Raw genomic sequence first — 19,729 nt, 5'->3', positions numbered from 1 at the left:
TTCATGGCATTTGTCAGTCGGCTCGTCTTGGTGACATTGGGGACGCTCCTCGTCACGCTTGTGACGGTGGCCGGCGCCGCCTTCCTTGCGGGCACCAAGGTGGGCGAAGAGATCGAGATGGCCCGCGTGTCCCACCTCCTGGGTACGCTGCGCAGCGCCACCGAAGCCAACCTGTCCATCGGCCTGACCCTCGATCAGCTCTCCCTGCTGCAGGCGCGGATCGAGCGCGAGAAGGTGAATGACCCATCCATCGTCGCCATCGATATTTTCAGCGCGCCGGGTCGGTTCATGTACAGCACCGACCGCGGCGCCATCGGCGAGACGGTGGACAAGTCGTGGCTGACCCCGCTCGCGCACGACGGCATCTGGCGCCTGGAGGGTCGCCGGGAAACCATCTTCGGCACCCGCTTCGACGGCGATCTGGGCCTTGCCGGCGGCATCGCCGTGACGGTGTCGGATTCGGCACGGGTGCATCGGGTTGAGACGCTGGGTCTTTCGCTCATCACCCAATCCGGCCTCCTCATCGGCGCCGCTGGCCTTGTCGGTTTCCTGACGGCCATGGGGTGCGCGTTCGTCTTGACCCGCCCTTTCGCACGGGTGTCCCGCATCCTGCGTGGGGAACGCATGCGGCCTCATCGCGGATGGCGGCTTGAGACCCTTGCCGCGCAGACCCGCAAGACCTGGGACGCAGCGGAAGAGAGGGCCGAGATCGGGATGCGGGAGCTGCAGGAGCTGGACGATGCGCACTGATTCGCACCCGGCCGCCAGAGGCCGCGACCGCCTCGCCTGCGCCCTGTTCGTCTTCCTCGTGACCCTGCTGGTTGGAGGGGCGGCGGCCGCCTTCCTGGTTTCCACTTTCCGCGAGCGCGTGGAGCACGAGGCGCGCCGCGACGCGACCCTGATTGGGACCACGGTGGCGCGCGCGCTCGCCTCTCAGTTCGAGAAGGCCGCCCGTTTCGGCATTCCGCTCAAGCTCCTGCCGGGGGTCGAGGCCTATCTGGACGAGACGCTCTCGCGCACGCCCGGCCTCACACGGATTGTCCTGCGCGGGCCGGATGGGCGGGAATTGCGCAGCGCCGTCGGCCCCGCGCCGGGGACGGACACGGTGTCCATGCCGATCCAGGTGGATGGCATCCAAATGGGACAGGTGGACGTGGTGACCACGCCCGCCACCTTATCCTCCGCCTTCGCCGATCTCACGCGCCAGGCTGTTCTTTCGGTGGCGGTCTGCGCGGTGCTCGGTGCCGGCGCCGCTGCCGTGTTCGCCGGGGCCAGCCTCGCCCGCTCGCGCCGGCGGCTGGCGGGCATGCTGGCCAAGACGGCAGACGGCGATGTCGATCTTGGTCCGCCCCCTGCGGTCCTGAGCTTCGGTGCGGTGGGCACCGCCTTCAGGGCCCTGCGCGAGGGCGTGCGGCGCGTGGTGGAGCGGCAGACGGCGGTGCAGGCCTATGCGGAAGAGATTCTGACCGTCGATTTTGACGGCCGCCTGCGCCCTGAGGTGGAGCGCCTGCGGCGCAAGGTTTTCGCCCGGCCCGGGGCCAAGAGTGACACGCCGGGGGGCGTCTGATGCTGCTGAGATCACGCATCACCCTGCTGGTGGGCATCGGCTTCGTGGCGCTATGCCTCGCTTTCTTCGGGGCGAGCTTGGTGCGCGACCGGCTGGAGCACCGCCGGTCCTCCCAGATCGCCATCTCGCTGCAAGGCTCCCTGTGGAGCGAGATCGTCGAGGCTCAAGTCTCCGATCTCGACCAGATTCTGGCTGAACTGGAGGCTTCCCCCCTTGCCATGGAGGCGCTCGCCGCCGGCGATCGGGAGCGGGTGCTCCAGGAGCTGAAGGAACTGGGGTACGAGGAAGACATCCCCAACCTCTCTTTGGAGATGATCGACCAGAGGCGCGACATTGTTTTCAGCATCGGCGATGCCTTCGGGCGCGGTATTCTGGATGCCGGCGCTCTGGACAAGGCCCTGACCGGGCGGTCCGTGGGCGGGCTGCGCGCCGTCTCGGCGACGGACATCCTGGTGGTAGCCTCCCGTACCCTCACCTTGGCCGGGCGAGGCGCCGTGGCGGTGGTGCTGGCCCGCGACGCGCGCATTGCCGTGAACCGATTCGCCTCCAGCCTGGGCGCCGTCGCCTCCCTGGTGTCGCTGCGCGGGAAGCTGGTGGACACCTCGGACGAGGTGCTCTGGCGGCAGGCAAATCTCGCCGTCTCCCCCCGCGTCGCCCTTTATGAACAGGTGGCGGTGGGGCCGCGCACCTATTCGGTCACCACGGTGCCGGTGGACGACCTCGCCGGCTCCATCGTCGGCGCCGTGGTCAGTCTGAAGGACGAGACCGCAGAATGGGAGGCACAGGCCACGCTGCGCCGTACCGCCATCCTGGTCAGCCTCGCTTTGGTGATCTTCGGCCTCTTCGGCCTGTATGTCTTCCTCTGGTACAGCTTCCGCCCGCTGGAAAACGCCATCGCAGTGCTGGAGGCGCTCTCGCGCGGCGACACCTCCGGGACGCTCGATCACACGGGGGCGGACGAGATCGGCCGCATCGGACAGGCCGTTGTGGGGCTTCGGGCCAATGCCCAGGCCCTTGCCGAAAGCCGGCGGCAGCGCGAGCGGGTGCGGCGTCGGCAGGAGGCGGTGATTTCCAGCGAACTGAAGGCGCTGGCCGATGCCATCGACCCCACCGACCGGGAAGAAGTCCTGGCCTTGCTCGCGCGTCCTGAGGCCAGTGAGGGCGACGATGAGCTGCGCCGGGTTGCGCGGGTGCTGCATGATCTCTCGCGCCGCATCGTCGAGCAATATACGCGCCTGTCCTCCATGGTGGTGGAGCTGCGCGAGGCTCTGATCACCAAGACCAAGCTGGCCGGCCTCCAGCAGGAATTGGAGATCGCCCGGCAGGTTCAACTGGCCATTCTGCCCAAGGAATTCCCGCCGGACCCGCGCGTGATGGTGGACGGCCACATGACGCCGGCCCGCGAAGTGGGCGGCGATTTCTACGATTACTTCTTCATCGACCGCTCGACGCTGGGTTTCGTGGTCGCGGACGTGTCCGGCAAAGGCGTACCGGCCGCGCTGTTCATGGCCATTTCCCGGACCCTGCTGCGCTCGACGGCCATGTTCGAACGGTCGCCCTCCAGCAGCGTGCGCCGCCTCAACGATCTCCTGGCGGTGGAGAACGACCAGATGCTGTTCGTGACGCTGTTCTATGGCGTCATCGACCTGGACACGGGCCGCTGTACCTATGTGAATGCCGGGCACAATCCGCCCTACCGCATCTCCCGCGAAGGCAAGGTCGATGCACTGCCAACCACCAAGGGCATGGCGGTGGCGGTGATGGAGGGGTTCGTCTATGCGGAGCGGGAGATCCAACTGGTCCCCGGCGATACCCTCATCCTCTTCACCGATGGCGTGACCGAGGCCTTCGACATCGACGACGAGCCCTATGGCGAAAAGCGCCTGGAGGCCTTGCTGGCATCGGGCATCCACGAGCGGCCGGTGCCGCAGGTGGAGCACGACGTGCTGGCCTCCATCCGCGCCTTCGAGCGGGGTGCCCCCCAAGCCGACGACATCACATTGCTGACGCTCCGCTATTTCGGCGGGCAAGGCCCGCGCAATACGCATTAGGGCGATCCTCCCAGCTGGTCTAAAAGATAATTCTGGAAAGATGGGTGCTTCAGTGCCGGGAGAGTTTTGCCCGCTGGCGGGTAGGCGGCTCGCGCGGGATCCCCTGGCCAGATACAAGCGCGCCGCCCAGAGCAGGCGGTGCCCGGGAGAGACGCGTGAGCCTTGCCGCACCTTCAGCCGTCGAGCCGCAGCGCGAGCTTGCGACCATCTCGGCCGTGGGCACCGCCCACTTCGTTAGCCATCTGCTTCAACTCGCCTTGGCGCCGCTCTTCATCGGCATGCGCAGCGACCTGAACGTGTCGTTCACCGATCTTGGCCTGCTGCTCTCGGTCTTCTATCTGTTTTCCGGCACCGGGCAGGTGATGGCCGGCGTGCTGGTGGACCGGTTCGGTGCCGACCGGCTGCTGATCTCGGGCATGGTGCTCCAATCCGCCTCCATGGCGGGGCTGGGCCTAGCCCCGTCCTATGCCGCCATGCTGCCGCTCGCGGCCCTCGCTGGCCTCGGCAATAGCGTCTATCACCCGGCCGACCTGTCCATCCTGAGCCACCGGGTGCGCTCTGAGCGGCTGGGGCGGGCCTTCGCGGCGCATGTGATCGCGGGCAATCTGGGCTTTGCCCTCTCACCCATCGCCTCCGGCTTCCTGGCGCTCATGTTCGGCTGGCGCACCGCACTGATGATTCTTGGCCTGACCTGCCTGACCATTGCCTGCGGCCTCCTGCTGGCGCGCCCGCTTCTGAAGACGCAGAGTCGGGCGGCGCGGGCTGCGGCGCATCCGGATGGCCTGCCGGTCATCAGCTTCGCCCATGTGCTGATGACCCCGGTGGTGGTGCTGGCCTTTCTCTACTTCCTGTCCTCTGCCATGGCTCTGGTGGGCGTGCAGTCCTTTTCCATTACCGCCCTTCAGGAGGGCTATGGCCTTTCCGCCTCGCTGGCGGCGCTGGCGCTCGGCTGCTACCAGCTCGCCACCATCGTGGGCGTGTCCATCGGCGGCGTGCTGGCGGATCGGGCGACCCATCACCACCGGGTCGCGATGGCGGGTTTGGCGCTTGCGGCCCTCACCTGTGCTAGTGTCGGGATGGCAGTCCATCCGCCCTGGGTCACAGTCTCGCTGATCGCCGGCATCGGCCTGTTCTTCGGCGTCACCATGCCTTCGCGGGACGTTCTGGTCAGGCGTGCCGCGCCTGTCGGGGCGACGGGGAAGGTGTTCGGCGTCGTTTATTCCGGGTTCGACATCGGCTCGCTGCTGGGCCCGCTGGTCTATGGCGTGCTGCTCGACCACCACCTGAACCAGGCGGTGTTCCTGGCCGCGTCGGTTCCTCTGGCCTTGTGCATCCTGGCGGTGCTTGGGGTGGGCGGGCGCCAGAAGCGGGCCTGAAGCCTCAGCCCATCAGCACCTTGCCGGGATTGAGCAGGCCGCGCGGGTCGATGGCGCTCTTCAGGCGGGCCATCAGGTCAAGAGCCACCTTGTCCTTATAGCGGACCAGCTCTTCCCGCTTGAGCAAGCCGATGCCGTGTTCGGCGGAGATGGAGCCGTCCATCTGCGCCACCAAGTCATGAACAATCCGGTTGAAGCCCTCCCAGGAGGCGAGGAAGGCGGCCTTCTCCATGTCTGGGGGTTGGCTGAGATTGAAGTGGATGTTGCCGTCGCCCACATGGCCGAAGGCGCACACCCGCACGCCCGGCATATGCGCCTCGCAGCGACGGCTGGCTTCCACCACGAAGTCGGCGACGCAGGAGACGGGAACCGAGACATCGTGCTTGATGGAGCCGCCCTCGAACTTCTGGGCTTCCGACATGTTCTCGCGCAGCGCCCAGAGCCCGTCGGCCTGGCTCTCGCTGGCGGCGATCACCGCATCCTCGATCTCCCCCGCCTCCAGCGCCGCGCCCAGCACGTCCTCCGCGAGGCCAGACAGGTCATCGCGGGCGCGAGGGGAGGTCAGCTCGATGAGGGCATAGAAGGGGTGGGTGCCCTGGAGTGCGCGCACCATGCCGGGCATATGCCGCAGCACCATTTCCATGCCGAAGGAGGGCATCATCTCAAAGCCGGTGAGGGCATCTGCGGCCTCGGCGCGCAGCCGCTCGAACAGGCACAGCACAAGGTGGGGATCGGGCACGCCGGCCAGCACGGTCGCCCGTTGCCGGGGCTTGGGGTAAAGGCGCAGCACGGCGGCGGTGATGAGGCCGAGCGTGCCCTCAGAGCCGATGAAGAGATCCTTCAGATCATAGCCCGTATTGTCCTTGCGGAGGCGGGAAAGACCGTTCCACACCTCGCCATTGGCCAGCACCACTTCCAGGCCCAGCGTCAGCTCCCGTGTATTGCCATAGCGCAGGACGGCGGTGCCCCCCGCATTGGAAGCCAGGTTGCCGCCGATCCGGCAGGAGCCTTCCGAAGCAATGGAGAGGGGGAACAGACAGCCGGCCTCCGTCGCCGCCTGCTGCACCCCGTGGAGGGTGCAGCCCGCTTCGGCGGTCATCGTATAGTCGGAGGCATCCACCCGGCGGATGCGGTCGAGGCGCTGGAGCGAGATCACCATGCCGCCCAGCGGCACCTGCCCGCCCACAAGCCCCGTATTCCCACCCTGGGGTACCATGGGGATGCCCGCCTCGGCGCAGGCCGATACGCAGAAGGCCACCTCCTGCGTGCTGCCCGGGCGCAGCACGGCAGGGGCCACACCCCGGAACAGTCCGCGATCCTCCACCAGATAGGGCGCCATGTCGCCAGCATCCACGAGCACATGGCGCGCGCCGATGCGGGCGGCGATGCGCTCAAGGACCGGAGCGGTGACTTCGGGGGGCAGAAGGAGGGGGGCGGGGGCGTGGCTCGACATGGGCCGGAGACTGGATCAGGGACCCGCCCATCGCAAGCGGAACCTTAAGGGCTCTTTGCCACTCCCAATCTCTCCGCGATGCGCGCCATGGCACGGCGGAACACGTTCGCATCGTCCAGCGCGCGGGCCAGCACCAGCGCGCCCTGAATGGCGAGAACCGCCTCTTCCGCATCCGCAAAGGCGATGTCCGCCGGCCGGCCGGCGCGGGTGAGCGCGTCCGCCAGGGCGGCGGTCCAGCGGGCGAAATAGTCCTTCACCGCCAGGGCGAAGCGATCGCGGGCCTCCACCAGGGCGAACACGCCCACGAGGCACACCCGATTGCCGGAGCGGAAATAGGCATCCACCCCCCGGATCATATGGGCGATGGCGGCATCCGGGTTCGGATCGGTGCGCAAGGGCGCGAAGATCTCTGTCTCGAACCAGGCGTCGATATGGGCGAGCACCGCCTGTGCCATCTCCTCCTTCCCGCCGGGGAAGAAGTGATAGAGGCTGCCCTTGCCGAGGCCTGTCCGCGCGGAGATCACGGACAGGCTGGCGCCTTCATAGCCGTGCTCCCGGAACACCTCGCCGAGGAGGGGAAGCACGTCGGAACGTTCATGGACGGTGCGCGCCATCAAAGCCCAAGTTCGGAGAGGCCGGGATGGTCGGCGGGGCGCGGCCCCTTCGGCCACAGGAACTTGCGCTCGCCGGCCGTGATCGAAACATCATTGATGCTCGCCTGCCGCCACCGCATCAAGCCGGCCTCGTCGAACTCCCAATTCTCATTGCCATAGGCGCGGAACCACGCGCCCTCAGCCGTGCGGTACTCGTACTGGAAGCGCACGGCAATGCGGTTCTGGTGGAAGGCCCACAATTCCTTGATGAGGCGATAGTCCAGCTCCTTTTCCCACTTGGTGGTGAGGAAGGAGACGATGGCCTCCCGGCCGGAGAAGAAGTCCGAACGGTTCCGCCAGATGCTGCCTTCGCTATAGGCGAGCGAGACTTTCACCGGGTCCTGGTGGTTCCAGGCGTCTTCCGCCATGCGCACCTTCTGCTTGGCGGTTTCGAGCGTGAAGGGAGGAAAAGGGGGACGTGACATGAGGCAATCCGTACCAAATAGTTGTTAGTGTACCAAATGGTACAGAGAGAGTTGGATCTGTCAAGGTTGCATGTGGCTGGCCGGCTGCGTGCCGAGCTGTCAGGCGGCCACTGGAAGATCGGTCGTGTGCGATCTATATTGGGGAAGGCGGCAAACCTTCAGGGCGCCGCAGCTGGATGAGGAATGGCCGGATGGCCGATGAACATTTGCGGCTGGCGGATTTTCTCTGCTTTGCCGTCTATTCCGCGAACCACGCCTTCAACCGCGTCTACAAGCCGCTGCTGGACGAGCTGGGCCTGACCTATCCCCAATACTTGGCCATGGTGGTGCTGTGGGAGAAGGACGGGCAGACGGTGGGAGAGATCGGCGAGCGTCTGTTCCTCGAATCTTCGACGCTCACCCCTCTGCTCAAGCGCCTGGAGGCCAACGGGCTGGTGCACCGCCTCCGGGATTCCAAGGATGAGCGGGTGGTGCGAGTCAGTCTCACCGAGGCGGGCCGCGCCCTGCGGGCCAAGGCGGCGGATGTGCCGCCCTGCATCTTTGCCGCCACTGGCGGACGCATGGAAGACCTCGTCCGGCTCAAGGACGAACTGGTCGCTCTGCGTGAGACCCTGGGGACGGGGGACGAGGGGAAGACCGGGCCGGCCTGAGGCGCGGTCGACCACTCCAGGGCATCAGCGCGGCGGAGCCCGGGTGATGGCGCTCGCGAGCGGAGTGGCGCATCCGGTGGCCGCGGCTTCGTTCAAGGCCCGGGCCGCCCGGTTCTCTGCCCGGCCGCGCACCGCTTCCTGGTGGATGGAATATAGTCCCGCGCCCACCACCAGCACCGCCCCGACGCTTGCCCAGCCGTCCGGCATATGGCCGAACACGAAATAGCCCACCACGAGCGCCAGCGGCACCAGCACATAGCGCAGTGGCGACACCGCACGCACCGGCGCATTGCGGAAGGCGTAGACGAGACACAGCGTGCCGGCCGCGTAGCAGATGCCGGACCCCGCCATATAGAGAAACGAGGTCAGGTCCGGCCAGGTCCAGGGATGCATGATGGCGAAGAGCAGCCCGGTGACCGACAGCACCACCGAACTGGAGAAGGAGATCACGGTGGCCGGCACCGCAGACGCGATGGAGCGCGTGCCGATATCGCGGATGGACCCGAACAGCGCCGCCAGGAGCGGCAGCAGGGCCAGCATGTCGAAGGTGCTGGGATCGGGGTGGGTGACGATCACCGCGCCCGCAAACCCGACAATGATGGCGCACCAGCGCTTGAAGGAGACCGTCTCGCCCAGCATGGGCACGGCGAGCGCCGTGGTGATGAGGGGCGCGGCCATATAGATGGTGGTGGAGGTGGAAATGGGCAGCACCGCCAGCGCCACCACATAGGTATAGGTGGTGGCGGAATCGAGCGCCGAGCGGATGGCGACCTTGCGACGGAACGCATGGTGTACATCCCGGATGTCTCCGGTGACCACCAGCAGCGCAAAGAGAAGCACCCCCGCCATGAGGGAACGAATGCCGATGACCTCGGCAACGGGAAGCTTGGCGGTGGCCAGCTTCATGAACGTATCATTGCCCATGAACAGCACCATGGACGTGACCATGGCCACGATGCCGCGCATGACAGGACTGAGGGTCACCGGAACGTCTCCTTGCGGCCTGCGCTGAGGCTGTCCGTGGGGATGGACCCCAACGGTGCGCAAGAAGCCAACGAGAATGTCTCTAACCCATTTGATGACGACGCGCCGTTGCGTAAATGGCTGATCGTCGCGCCAAGCCCGTCGCTTCCGGCATGGGTCCGCCATCTGCGCGCCGCAATCCCGAACAGGTCGTTAAACCGTTGCGGGAGCGTGAAAACTTGGCTGGGTTACAGGCGGTAGGACTTAGCCGCCCGTGGTGCTCATATGCCGGTGGACCGCCGGCGCGCGGGTGCCGCGATCGATCACGAAATCATGGCCCTTGGGCTTGCGGAAGATGGCGGCATCGATGGCAGCGTGGAGAAGCTGGTCATCCGCCGATGCGCGCAGCGGGGCCCGCAGGTCCGCCGCATCCTCCTGGCCGAGGCACATATAGAGCGTGCCCGTGCAGGTGACGCGCACCCGGTTGCAGCCCTCGCAGAAATTGTGGGTCAGGGGCGTGATGAAGCCGAGCCGACCGCCGGTTTGCTTCACCTCCACATAGCGGGCGGGCCCGCCGGTGCGGTAGGGGATGTCCTCCAGCGTGAAGCGCTCCTCCAGCTTCGCGCGCACCTCGGACAGGGGCAGGTATTGGTCCACCCGCTCCGCGCCCACTTCGCCGAGCGGCATCACCTCGATCAGGGAGAGGTCGTGGCCCTCGCCATGGCACCATTCCATGAGCGAGGCGATCTCGTGCTCGTTCACGTCGCGCAGGGCCACCGCATTGATCTTCACATGGATGCCTGCAGCCTTGGCGGCGCGGATCCCTTCCAGCACCTTGCCGAGGTCACCCCAGCGCGTCACCTCCCGGAACTTGTCCGGATTGAGGGTGTCGATGGAGACATTCACCCGCCGCACGCCGCACGCGGCGAGGTCCGCCGCATAGCGGCCGAGCTGGGAGCCGTTGGTGGTTAGGGTCAGCTCTTCCAGCTTTCCGCTCTCCAGGTGCCGGGAGAGGGCACGGAAGAGGGTTATCACGTCCCGCCGCACCAGGGGCTCGCCGCCGGTGAGGCGCAGCTTGCGCACGCCCCGTTCCACGAAGGCGGAGCACAGCCGGTCCAGTTCTTCGAGCGAGAGCAGGTCCTGCTTGGGCAGGAAGGTCATGTGCTCTGCCATGCAATAGACGCAGCGAAAATCACAGCGGTCCGTCACCGACACGCGCAGATAGCTGACGGTGCGGCCGAACGTGTCCATCAGCGGGCCAAGGGATTGGCCCTGCAAAGTGCCCGCTCCGCCGCTCCGGTCGCTCAGGTCCCGTGCCATCCGCTTCACTGACCGTTCCTCTCTGGCTTTTTGCGGTCTTGTCCCTGTTATATCGTATGCCTGAGCCGAAAGGGTAGGGGCTGGTGCGCGATCCTGCTTGAGGAGAGGTCGGCTCGGCGGCTATCACCGCTCACCCCCGCCAAGGGCGAAGCATGTGCTCTGCCTGCCAGTTCGAGGATGACCCCCATGACCGAGCACGGGTCCGGCCAAGCCTCTGCCGCCCCCGCCGTCCCTTCCGATCCTTGGCCCAGCGAGCTGCGCGTCGCGCAGGAAAAGCACGCTTTGGTGGTCACTTTCGAGGATGGCGCGAGCTTCACCTTGCCGGCGGAGTATCTGCGGGTGGAGAGCCCCTCCGCGGAGGTGCAGGGCCACGCGCCGCACGAGAAAGTGACGGTGCCGGGCAAGCGCATGGTACGCATTGCCGAGCTTCATCCCGTGGGCAGTTATGCGGTCCGCATCGTGTTCGATGACGGGCATTCCACCGGGCTCTACAGCTGGGTGCTGCTCTATACGCTTGGCCTCGAACAGGAACAGCGCTTTGCCGCCTATCTGGAGGCGCTGAAGGAAAAGGGCCTCAGCCGGGGCTGACCCTTTTCCCCGTCATGCGGCGGACGTAAGCACTTCCTCAGGCGGTGCTGGCGCCGCGCCGATGAGACGGCGGATTTCCGGCAGGCAGGAGCCGCAATTGGTGCCCGCCTTCAGTCGGGCGCCCACCGCCTCAGTCGTCGCCGCCCCGCCCTCGATGGCAGCGCAGATGGCGCCCGCGCCGACGCCGAAGCAGGCACAGACCAGGGGCCCCGAGGCCGCTTCCCCCTCCCCGTGCCGGCCGGAGAGGATCACCTTGCGGTCCGCTTCGGCGACAGGTCCATGCTCGAACAGGTGCACCAGCGTGTCCCAGGCAGGCACGCTGCCGTGCGGGCCGGCCATGAGCGCGAGGGCGAGGCTCCCATCGGGCTCGAACACCGCCAACCGGTAATGTCCCCCCGGCAGGTCCTGCAGCTCCGCGTGGTCCCGCCCGGCGATGAGCGCGCGGCCGAAGGCCTGCCACACGCGGATATCGAGGTCGGCCAGCACCTTCCAGCCCTGCCCCCCATGGAGCGCCACTCGCGCCCAAAAGCTGCCCTCCGGCAGGTCGAGCGGGGTGCGCGATAGGAGGAACGCGTCCTGCGGCGCGGGGAGGGGGGCTAGGGCGACCGGCGTCGCCTTCATGTCCGGCTGGCCGGAGAAAGGATCGGTCGCATCCTGCACCAGCGGCCCGACCCGTCCGTCGGAGCAGGTGGCAGCACTCCAATGGATGGGGGCGAACACGGTGCCGAGGGCCTGCCCTGCGTCCACGCGCACCTGGAGACGCACCGTGCCGTGCGCGGTGGACAGGCGGGCGAGGCCGCCATCCTCGAGGCCCAGGCCGCGCGCATCGTCCGGGTTCACCGCAACGAAGGGCACGGGCATGTGGCGGGCGAGGCGGGGGCTGAGGCCGGTCCGCGTCATGGTGTGCCACTGGTCGCGGATGCGTCCGGTATTCAGAAGGAGCGGGAAGTCTGCCGTGGCGGAGGAGGCCCGCGGCGGGGCGGGGGAGACGAAGCGGGCCTTGCGGTCCGGCGTAAAGAATCCGCCTTGGCCGAACAGGCGCGCCCGGCCCCGTTCCGCGCCGGGCAAAAGCGGCCATTGGACCGGAGCGAGGCTCTCATAGGCGGCGTCGGAGAGGTCGGCGAGGCCGGAAATGTCGAAGTCGCGTGTGCCCGCATTCTCGAAGCCGGAAAGGGTCGCATGCTCGCGGAAAATATCGGCGGGGCCGCGCCACGCGAAGGCGCCGCCATGGCCAAGACGCTTGGCCACTTCGGAGAGCGCCCACCAATCGGGCTTCACGTCCGCCGGGCGGGGCAGGAAGGGGCGCTGGCGGGAGATGCGGCGTTCGGAATTGGTGACGGTGCCGTCCTTTTCCCCCCAGGCGGCGGCGGGCAGCAGGATATGGGCGCCGCTCTCAATGGTGTCGGTATGGCGCACATTGTCGGAGACGACGAAAAGGTCGAGCCTGGAGAGCCCCGCACGCGCCGCATCGGCACGTGGCTGGCTCACGGCGGGATTGGTGCCCATGACCCAGAGCGCCTTGATCTCGCCGCGCGCGATGGCAGCGAACATGTCCACCGCCTTGAGGCCCTCTTTCTGCGCCATGGCGGGTGCATCCCAGAAGCGGCGGACCCGGTCCACCTCTTCCGGCGAAAAGCCCATATGGGCGGCCAACTGGTTGGCCAGCCCACCCACCTCGCGCCCGCCCATGGCGTTTGGCTGGCCGGTGAGCGAGAAGGGCCCCATGCCCGGTCGCCCGATGCGCCCGGTGGCCAAGTGGCAATTGAGGATGGCATTCACCTTGTCGGTGCCCTGCGCCGACTGGTTCACCCCTTGGGAATAGCAGATCACCGTTCGCTCGGTCGCGGCGAACAGCGCAAAGAAGCGCGCCACGTCCGCCTCGGACAGGCCGGTCGCCGTGGCGATGGCGGCGAGAGTGGGGGCGATGCGGCGGGCCTGTTCCAGCGCGGCCGTGAAGCCGGTGGTGTGGGCGGCGATATAGCTTTCGTCCAGCGCGCCCGTTTCGGCCAGATGCACCAGCAGTCCGCTGAACAGAACCGTATCCGTTCCGTGAGCGATGGGCAGGAAGAGATCGGCTTCTTCGCCGGTCGAAGTGCGGCGGGGGTCGATCACCACCAGCTTGGTGCCGCGCCGCTGTCGCGCCGCCGCCATGCGGCGGTACAGCACCGGATGGCACCAGGCGGTGTTGGAACCGGTCAGAATGATGAGGTCCGCCTCTTCCAGGTCCTCATAGCTACCCGGCACCGTGTCCGAGCCGAAGGCGCGCTTGTGGCCGGCGACCGAGGAAGCCATGCACAGGCGGGAATTGGTGTCCACATTGGCGGTGCCGAGGAAGCCCTTGGCCAGCTTGTTGGCGGCGTAATAATCCTCGGTCAGCAACTGGCCGGACAGATAGAAGGCGATGGCCTGCGGCCCGTGGCGCTCCAGCGTCTGGCGCAGGCCCGCCGCGATATGGTCGAGCGCCACCTCCCAGGCGGCCGGCTGAAAGGTGCCGGTGCCATCCCGCATCATGGGGGTGAGCAGGCGCGTCGTGTGGCTCACCGTCTCGCCGAGTGCAGCGCCCTTGGAGCAGAGGCGGCCGAAATTGGCTGGATGGGCGGCGTCGCCCTCGATATGGACGGGGCCGGCGGGCTCCGGTGTTGCCACCACGCCGCAGCCCACCCCGCAATAAGGGCACGTGGTGCGCACGGCGGCAGGGTTCCGTACCGGCGCATTCATCGGTTCACCCCTGTGCTGCCCAAGGCTGCGCTGGGCGCAGCCGCTGCCCCTCTTCGGCCCATGCGCGTCCCCTCAATAGACGTCGGCCTGGTAGCGGCCGGCCTTTTTCAGGTCGGCGAGGAAAGCGGTTGCCCGATCCGGCGACAGTCCGCCCACCGCGCCCGCCACGTCCATCACCGCCTTTTCCACGTCTTTGGCCATGCGCTTGGCATCGCCGCAGACATAGAAATGCGCGCCCTCCTTCAGCCAAGCCCAAAGTTCAGGGCCAGCGGCGCGGATCTTGTCCTGCACATACACCTTGGCACCGCCATCGCGGGACCAGGCCAAGTCCAGTTTCGTAAGCACGCCCCTGGCCTGAAGGCCCGACAATTCATCTTCATAGAAAAAGTCGGTGTCGCGGCGCTGGTGGCCGAAGAACAGCCAGTTCTTGCCTGGCGCGCGCGTGGCCATGCGCTCATGCAGGAAGGCGCGGAAAGGCGCGATGCCCGTGCCTGGACCCACCATGATGACGGGACGGCTGGCATCGTCGGGCAATCCGAAGCCGTGGGCCTTCTGAACATAGGCTTTCAGGCGCGCGCCCGGCGCCACCCGGCCGCCGAGGAAGGTGGAGCACACGCCAAGCCGCGTGCGCGCGCCGATGGCGTAGCGCACCGCATCCACGGTCAGCGAGAGCCGGCCGGGTGTGGCGGCCGGGCTGGAGGAGATGGAATAGAGGCGCGGCTGGAGCGGATCGAGGCTCTCGATGAAGGCTTCCGGGTCGGGCCGGATACCGGGAAATTTCTCCAGCGCCGCCAGAACGTCGAGGCTGGCCGCATCCCCCTCCGGATCCTCCCCCGCCGCCAAGGCCTTGGCCACCGCCTTGCGTGCGCCGCCGGTGACGTAGGAAATGAGGGTGAAGAGCGGATCGGGCGCCGCCCCAAGGCTCACCTCGCGCAGCAAGACCTCGGCCAGCGTCTTCTCGCCGATGGGAAAGTCGGCGGGCGCATGGAGGGCCGCGATGACCGCCTCCACCAGGGCCGGATCGTTCTGCGGAAACAGGCCGAAGCTGTCGCCAGCGCGGTAATCGATGCCAGAGCCTGTCAAATCGAAGTCGATATGCCAGGTCTCCTTCTCCGACCCCTCCTTGTTGAGGCGGGTGCGGCCGAGAAAGACCACCTCGCCCGGATTGTCCCGGGTGCCCATCGTGGCGCTGGCCGCGGCGGTGGGGGCGGGCGCTGCTTCTGCCGGCATGGAGGCGGGCGCGCCGTCCTTTTCGGCTGCCAGCAGCTTCAGCACGCGCAATGTGTCCTTGCCGCCGGGCGCGCACAGATTGAGGGCGGTCTCGCTGCCCTCCGCCAGGGCCTTGGAATAGGTCTCGCAGACATAGCCGCACTGGCCGCAATCCTGCTGGGCCATGGCCGCCATCATGCGGCGGGCGAGCGGGCGCCCTTCAGCCAGCTTCATACGCTCGGCGAGTGGCATGGCGGCATCGTGCCAGGGCGCGCCGTCATCCTCCTCTGCCGCCGCCGGCATGAGCGCCGCGCCCTCGGACGGAGACAACGCGGTGGCACCGGACGGGGCATCGGCCGAGAAGATGCCGGCGAAGAAACCGTTCAGCCAGGCCCGCTGCTCATCGGAGAAGGGCGCGCTTTCCGGCAGGAAGGGCACGAAGGGGGGGCGGGTCTGTACGGTCATGCCACAAGCTCCGCATCGACCAGGCGTTTCAAGGCTTCGGCGCCGGTGCGCCGGGTGAAGTCCGCGAAGGTCTCGGTGCCGCTGCGATGGGCGAGATAGGCGACGAGCAGCCGTTCCACAGTGGCGGGGACGTCCTGCGCCTTCACATCGCGATAGAGTTCCTCGGCGATGGCGGCCTCGCTGCCAAAGCCACCGCCCACCAGGAGGTGGAAGCCATCCACCGTGTCGCCCTCGTCATTGATAGCGACGCGCGCGCCGATGAGGCCGATATCGCCGATATAATGCTGGGCGCAGGAATTGTGGCAGCCGGTGACATGGATGTTCACCGGCCCATCAAGGTCGACGCGGCCCTCGCAATGGGCTGCGATGGCGCGGGCCGTGCCCTTTGTGTCCGCATTGCCGAACTTGCAGCCGCGCGATCCCGTGCAGGCGACGATGCCGGCCTGGAGCGGGTCCGCTTCCGCCGAAAGGCCGAGGGCGTCGATGTGAGACTTCACTTCGTTCACCCGCCCATCCGGCACGCCGGACAGGATGACATTCTGCCAGACGGTGAGGCGCAGATCGCCATCCCCATGGGAGCTGGCGAGGTCGGATAGGCCACGCATCTGCTCCACCGTCAGCCGGCCGACGGGCAGGCCGACGCCGATCCAATTCAGCCCCGGCTGCTTCTGCGGGTGGACCCCCAGATGCGCCAGCCGGTCTGTCTCGGGGCGCGGGAGAATGGCCTCGGCTGGGAGGCGAATGAAGGGGGCGCCGAGCTTGTCCTCCACGGCCTTGAGGAATTTCTCGAAGCCCCAGGCATCCAGCACATATTTCAGCCGCGCCTTCTTGCGGTCGGTGCGGTCGCCGCTGTCGATGAAAACACGCACGATGGCGGCCGCCACCTTGGTGGCCTCCTCCGGGCGCACCACAACGCCGGTGTCGCGGGCAAAGTCCTTGTGGCCGGTGATGCCACCCAGTGCGAGACGGAACCATACGCCGGGCTCGACTCCGAAGCCCGCTTTCACCTTTACCGCCTGGAAGCCAATGTCGTTGGTGTCTTCAAGCGCCCCGATGCGCCCTGCGCCGTCGAATGCCACATTGAATTTGCGCGGCAGGCCGTACATGTCGCGGGTGTTGAGAATGTAGTGGTGCCATTCCTTGGCATAGGGGCGGGTGTCGAGAAGCTCCTGCGGGTCGATGCCGGCGGTGGGTGTGCCGGTGACGTTACGGATATTGTCCGCACCTGACCCCTTGGCGGTGAGGCCGAGATCCACGAGCTTTTCCAAGAGGATGACGCCATCGGTGGCGGGAATGTCGCGGATCTGGAGATTGGCCCGCGTGGTCACGTCCGCATAGCCGCCGCCATGGCGCTCGGCGATGTCCGCGAGCCCCCGCATCTGCCAATGGGTGAGAATACCGTTGGGAATGCGCAGGCGGCACATAAAACTGTCCTGCGCGGGGGCCACGTAGAACAGGCCGTGATACTTCCAGCGCAGCAAATCGGGGCCCTTCGGAAATTCGCCCTTGGCCGCCGCCTCCTTCATGCGCGGATAACTGTCGAGCCCCAATTCTTCCCGCTTGGCCTTCTCCTCCGGGCACAGCTTGCGCCCCTCCGCCTCGGTGCGGGCCATGGCGCGGTGGCTGGCGGCCTCGGGGCCGGTGGGTTCCGCGGCCGGCGCCGCGGGCACGGCGCCCTTCATCGCGCGAGCGGCCTGCGCGCCGGAGACGAAGCCTTCCAGATAGCGCTTCTGGTCGATGGTGAAGTCGGCACTCATGGGCCTGTCTTTCGCAAAGGGGGAAGCAGCCTCAGGCCGCCCGCTCGAGCGCGGACCGGCCGAAGGCCAAGTCCGCGCGCAGATGGGCGACGGGCGCGTGACGGGTGATGAGGTCGAGATAGAAGAGGCCGTCCGACGTATCGCCGAACAGCACGGCGCCCACGAGCCGCCCCTCCTTCAGGATCAGGCGGCGATAGGTGCCCCGGCCGGTATCGGTGAGCAGGATGTCCTCGCATCCCGGCCCGCCTGTGATGTCGCCGGCGGAGAAGACGTAGACGCCGGAGACCTTCAGGTTGGTGGAAACGGTGCTGCCTTCATAGGCCGCGCGCTCCCCGCACAAATGGGCCGCGAGCGCGCGGGCCTGCTCATAGGCGGGTGCCACCAGGCCATAGACCGCGCCGCGATGCTCGGCGCATTCGCCGATGGCATGGATGGCCGGGTCGCTGGTGGCGAGCTGGTCGTCCACCAACACGCCCCGGGCGCAGGAGAGGCCCGCCGACCGGGCGAGGTCCGCATTGGGGCGCACCCCGCAGGCCATCACCACCAGGTCGGCGGGCAGGAGCGTGCCATCCTTGAGGCGCAGGCCACAGGCACGGTCCGTGCCCTCGATACGGGCACTGTCGGCCTCAAGCTGCACTTTTACGCCACGCGCTTCCAGGCTCCCCCGCAGGAGGGCGGCGGCGGCGGGATCCAGCTGACGCTCCATCAGCCGGTCCATCAGGTGGACGAGGGTCGTCTCGGCGCCCGCGGCGGCAAGTCCGCTCGCGGCCTCCAGGCCCAGCAGTCCGCCACCAATCACCACCGCCCGGGTGCCGGGCCGCGCGGCGGCGATGAGGGCTTCCACATCCTTCAAGTCGCGGAAGGTCAGAACACCCGGCAGATCCGCCCCCGGCAAGGGCAGCCGGATGGGATGGGATCCGGTGGCAAGCACGAGCCGGCTATAGGGCAGCACGCTCCCGTCAGACAGCGTCACCGTCTTTTCCGTCCGGTCGATGCCGGTGGCCGGCACGCCCTGCATCACGTGGATGCCGTGGCGCTCCCACCAGGCGGCAGGTTTCAGCACCAAGTCTTCCACCGCCACCTTGCGGGCCAGCACGTCGGAGAGCAGCACCCGATTATAGGCCGGGTGCGGCTCCGCCCCCACCACCGTCACCGGGCAGGCAGGATCGCGGCCGCGCAGCTCCTCGCAGAGGCGGGCGGCTGCCATTCCATTGCCGATGATGACGAGGGGGGCGGTCATGGCGGGATCGAGCTCCCCTCAGGCCGACGCGGGGGCTTCAGCCGCCGCGTCGATCATTACGCCGGACAGCAGCGTGTAGGCCGCCACCCAGGCGGCTTTCACGTCCGGCGTGAAGTCGGGCCCAAGGCCCTCTTCCAGCGTCCAGATCAGCGCCGCGCCCACCGGGGCGTAATGATCGGCGGTGACGCCATAGGCGGTGTGACGACGGGCGAGGGCCTGCGCGGCGGGAAGGATGGATTCGGGCTTGGCAAGGCCGTTGACCACCACCGCGAGCGTGGCCATGAGCTTGCGGCCCTGTTCGGAGATGTCCGACTTGAACATCGGCCGCACGTCGGGCGCGATCTCGAACAGCCGGCCATAGAAGAGGCTGGCTGCGGCATCTGCGATCGGAGCAACCTTGGCGAAGGACGCCTGCACAAGGGCAACCTGGCTCGGGGTCATGGCGGACCTCTGGCTGGGAGGACGAAGGGGGCAGCGCCGGCGCGACCGGCGCCGGGTTCAGGCGGCTTCCACGAAGCGATGGCGCTCGTGGAGGAACTTCAGCACCGCCTCGCGGGCCTTGAGGTAAGTGGGGTTGGTGACGAGATCGAGCCGCCGCCGGGGGCGCGCAAGATTGACGTCCAGCACCTCACCGATGCGGGCGGAGGGGCCGTTGGTCATCATCACGATGCGATCGGAGAGAAGCACCGCCTCGTCCACGTCATGGGTGATCATGAGGATGGTGTTGCCGAGGCTGGCATGGATCTGCATGACGCTGTCCTGCAGATGGGCGCGGGTCAGCGCGTCGAGGGCGCCGAACGGCTCATCCAGCAGCAGCACCTTGGGCTCCATGGACAGGGCCCGGGCGATGCCCACGCGCTGCTTCATGCCGCCCGAGACTTCCGCCGGCCGCTTGTCCTTGGCATGGCCCATCTGCACCAGATCGAGATTGTGCATGGTCCAGTCATGGCGTTCCGCCCGCGAGCGGGTGCCGGAGAACACCTTGTCCACGGCGAGGCGCACATTGTCGTAGACGGTGAGCCAGGGCAGCAGAGAGTGGTTCTGGAACACGACCGCCCGATCGGGCCCCGGCGCGTTCACCTCCCGGTCCTCCAGCAGCACGCCGCCCGTGGTGGCGTCGGTGAGGCCGGCCACGATGTTGAGCAAGGTGGACTTGCCGCAGCCGGAATGGCCGATGATCGAGACGAACTCGCCCTTCCCGATCTCCAGCGTCACGTCCTTCAGGACATTGGTGGAGGCGGAGCCGCGGGTGAAGGTCTTGTCGATATGGTCGAGCTTGAGATACGCGCCCATG

The 19,729-nt window shown here is 67.5% G+C and carries 17 protein-coding genes; 6 read left to right on the top strand and 11 right to left on the bottom strand.

The features are described from left to right. Positions 1–3 precede the first annotated feature (3 nt). The 4 genes from J5J86_RS03985 (at position 4) to J5J86_RS03970 (ending at position 4,994) form a co-directional block, all read left to right on the top strand. Entirely contained in the window at positions 4–750 is a 747-nt protein-coding gene (locus J5J86_RS03985; RefSeq protein ID WP_209103603.1) for a hypothetical protein, read from the top strand. Then, on the top strand, positions 740–1,567 hold the full coding sequence (locus J5J86_RS03980; RefSeq protein WP_209103602.1) for a hypothetical protein: 828 nt from the start codon (positions 740–742) through the stop codon (positions 1,565–1,567). The genes J5J86_RS03985 and J5J86_RS03980 overlap by 11 nt, the downstream gene beginning before the upstream one ends. Continuing rightward, positions 1,567–3,618: a SpoIIE family protein phosphatase gene (locus J5J86_RS03975; RefSeq protein ID WP_209103601.1), complete on the top strand. Its 2,052-nt coding sequence runs from the start codon at positions 1,567–1,569 to the stop codon at positions 3,616–3,618. Before J5J86_RS03980 ends, J5J86_RS03975 begins: the two co-directional genes overlap by 1 nt. A 155-nt stretch (positions 3,619–3,773) precedes the next feature. Then, a complete protein-coding gene (locus tag J5J86_RS03970) occupies positions 3,774–4,994 on the top strand; it encodes an MFS transporter (RefSeq protein ID WP_209103600.1) in 1,221 nt (406 codons plus the stop codon). Positions 4,995–4,998: 4 nt separating this feature from the next. On the opposite strand, the gene J5J86_RS03965 is transcribed toward J5J86_RS03970, so the two are convergent. Genes J5J86_RS03965 through J5J86_RS03955 form a run of 3 tightly spaced genes read right to left on the bottom strand, consistent with a single transcriptional unit; the run spans position 4,999 to position 7,525 of the window. Next, complete coding sequence (locus J5J86_RS03965; RefSeq protein WP_209103599.1) at positions 4,999–6,447, bottom strand: FAD-binding oxidoreductase; 1,449 nt, start codon at positions 6,445–6,447, stop codon at positions 4,999–5,001. A 44-nt stretch (positions 6,448–6,491) separates the two neighbouring features. After that, positions 6,492–7,061, bottom strand: a complete 570-nt coding sequence (locus J5J86_RS03960; RefSeq protein ID WP_209103598.1) for a TetR/AcrR family transcriptional regulator — start codon at positions 7,059–7,061, stop codon at positions 6,492–6,494. After that, positions 7,061–7,525: a nuclear transport factor 2 family protein gene (locus tag J5J86_RS03955; RefSeq protein ID WP_209103597.1), complete on the bottom strand. Its 465-nt coding sequence runs from the start codon at positions 7,523–7,525 to the stop codon at positions 7,061–7,063. The genes J5J86_RS03960 and J5J86_RS03955 overlap by 1 nt, the downstream gene beginning before the upstream one ends. 191 nt (positions 7,526–7,716) lie before the next feature. On the opposite strand from J5J86_RS03955, the gene J5J86_RS03950 reads away from it, so the two are divergent. Beyond that, positions 7,717–8,175, top strand: coding sequence for a MarR family winged helix-turn-helix transcriptional regulator (locus J5J86_RS03950; RefSeq protein WP_209103596.1), 459 nt, complete (start codon positions 7,717–7,719; stop codon positions 8,173–8,175). Positions 8,176–8,199: 24 nt separating this feature from the next. Here J5J86_RS03950 and J5J86_RS03945 read toward each other — a convergent pair whose 3' ends face one another. Together J5J86_RS03945 and moaA are read right to left on the bottom strand one after the other, a co-directional pair. Continuing rightward, a complete protein-coding gene (locus J5J86_RS03945) occupies positions 8,200–9,159 on the bottom strand; it encodes a DMT family transporter (RefSeq protein WP_209103595.1) in 960 nt (319 codons plus the stop codon). 243 nt (positions 9,160–9,402) lie between these two features. After that, positions 9,403–10,389: a GTP 3',8-cyclase MoaA gene (moaA, locus tag J5J86_RS03940; RefSeq protein ID WP_247658415.1), complete on the bottom strand. Its 987-nt coding sequence runs from the start codon at positions 10,387–10,389 to the stop codon at positions 9,403–9,405. A gap of 255 nt (positions 10,390–10,644) precedes the next feature. Here moaA and J5J86_RS03935 point away from each other — a divergent pair, with 255 nt between their 5' ends. Next, a complete protein-coding gene (locus tag J5J86_RS03935; protein WP_209103594.1) occupies positions 10,645–11,046 on the top strand; it encodes a gamma-butyrobetaine hydroxylase-like domain-containing protein in 402 nt (133 codons plus the stop codon). A 12-nt stretch (positions 11,047–11,058) separates the two neighbouring features. On the opposite strand, the gene J5J86_RS03930 is transcribed toward J5J86_RS03935, so the two are convergent. The 6 genes from J5J86_RS03930 to J5J86_RS03905 all read right to left on the bottom strand — a co-directional run bounded on the left by J5J86_RS03930 (position 11,059) and on the right by J5J86_RS03905 (position 19,728). After that, entirely contained in the window at positions 11,059–13,764 is a 2,706-nt protein-coding gene (locus tag J5J86_RS03930) for a nitrate reductase (RefSeq protein WP_209103593.1), read from the bottom strand. A 72-nt stretch (positions 13,765–13,836) separates the two neighbouring features. Beyond that, on the bottom strand, positions 13,837–15,438 hold the full coding sequence (locus tag J5J86_RS03925) for a sulfite reductase subunit alpha (protein ID WP_209103592.1): 1,602 nt from the start codon (positions 15,436–15,438) through the stop codon (positions 13,837–13,839). Then, entirely contained in the window at positions 15,435–17,195 is a 1,761-nt protein-coding gene (locus J5J86_RS03920) for a NirA family protein (protein WP_209103591.1), read from the bottom strand. The genes J5J86_RS03925 and J5J86_RS03920 overlap by 4 nt, the downstream gene beginning before the upstream one ends. A gap of 31 nt (positions 17,196–17,226) precedes the next feature. Continuing rightward, positions 17,227–18,435, bottom strand: a complete 1,209-nt coding sequence (locus J5J86_RS03915) for an NAD(P)/FAD-dependent oxidoreductase (RefSeq protein ID WP_209103590.1) — start codon at positions 18,433–18,435, stop codon at positions 17,227–17,229. An 18-nt stretch (positions 18,436–18,453) separates the two neighbouring features. Beyond that, positions 18,454–18,876: a globin family protein gene (locus J5J86_RS03910; protein ID WP_209103589.1), complete on the bottom strand. Its 423-nt coding sequence runs from the start codon at positions 18,874–18,876 to the stop codon at positions 18,454–18,456. A 57-nt stretch (positions 18,877–18,933) separates the two neighbouring features. Continuing rightward, positions 18,934–19,728, bottom strand: a complete 795-nt coding sequence (locus tag J5J86_RS03905; protein ID WP_209103588.1) for an ABC transporter ATP-binding protein — start codon at positions 19,726–19,728, stop codon at positions 18,934–18,936. Between the last annotated feature and the right edge of the window lies 1 nt (position 19,729).

The organism is Aquabacter sp. L1I39, from assembly GCF_017742835.1.
Classification (GTDB): Bacteria; Pseudomonadota; Alphaproteobacteria; order Rhizobiales; family Xanthobacteraceae; genus L1I39.
The sequence above is the reverse complement of the archived record's forward strand: the minus strand, read 5'-3'. Positions and strand labels throughout refer to the sequence as shown.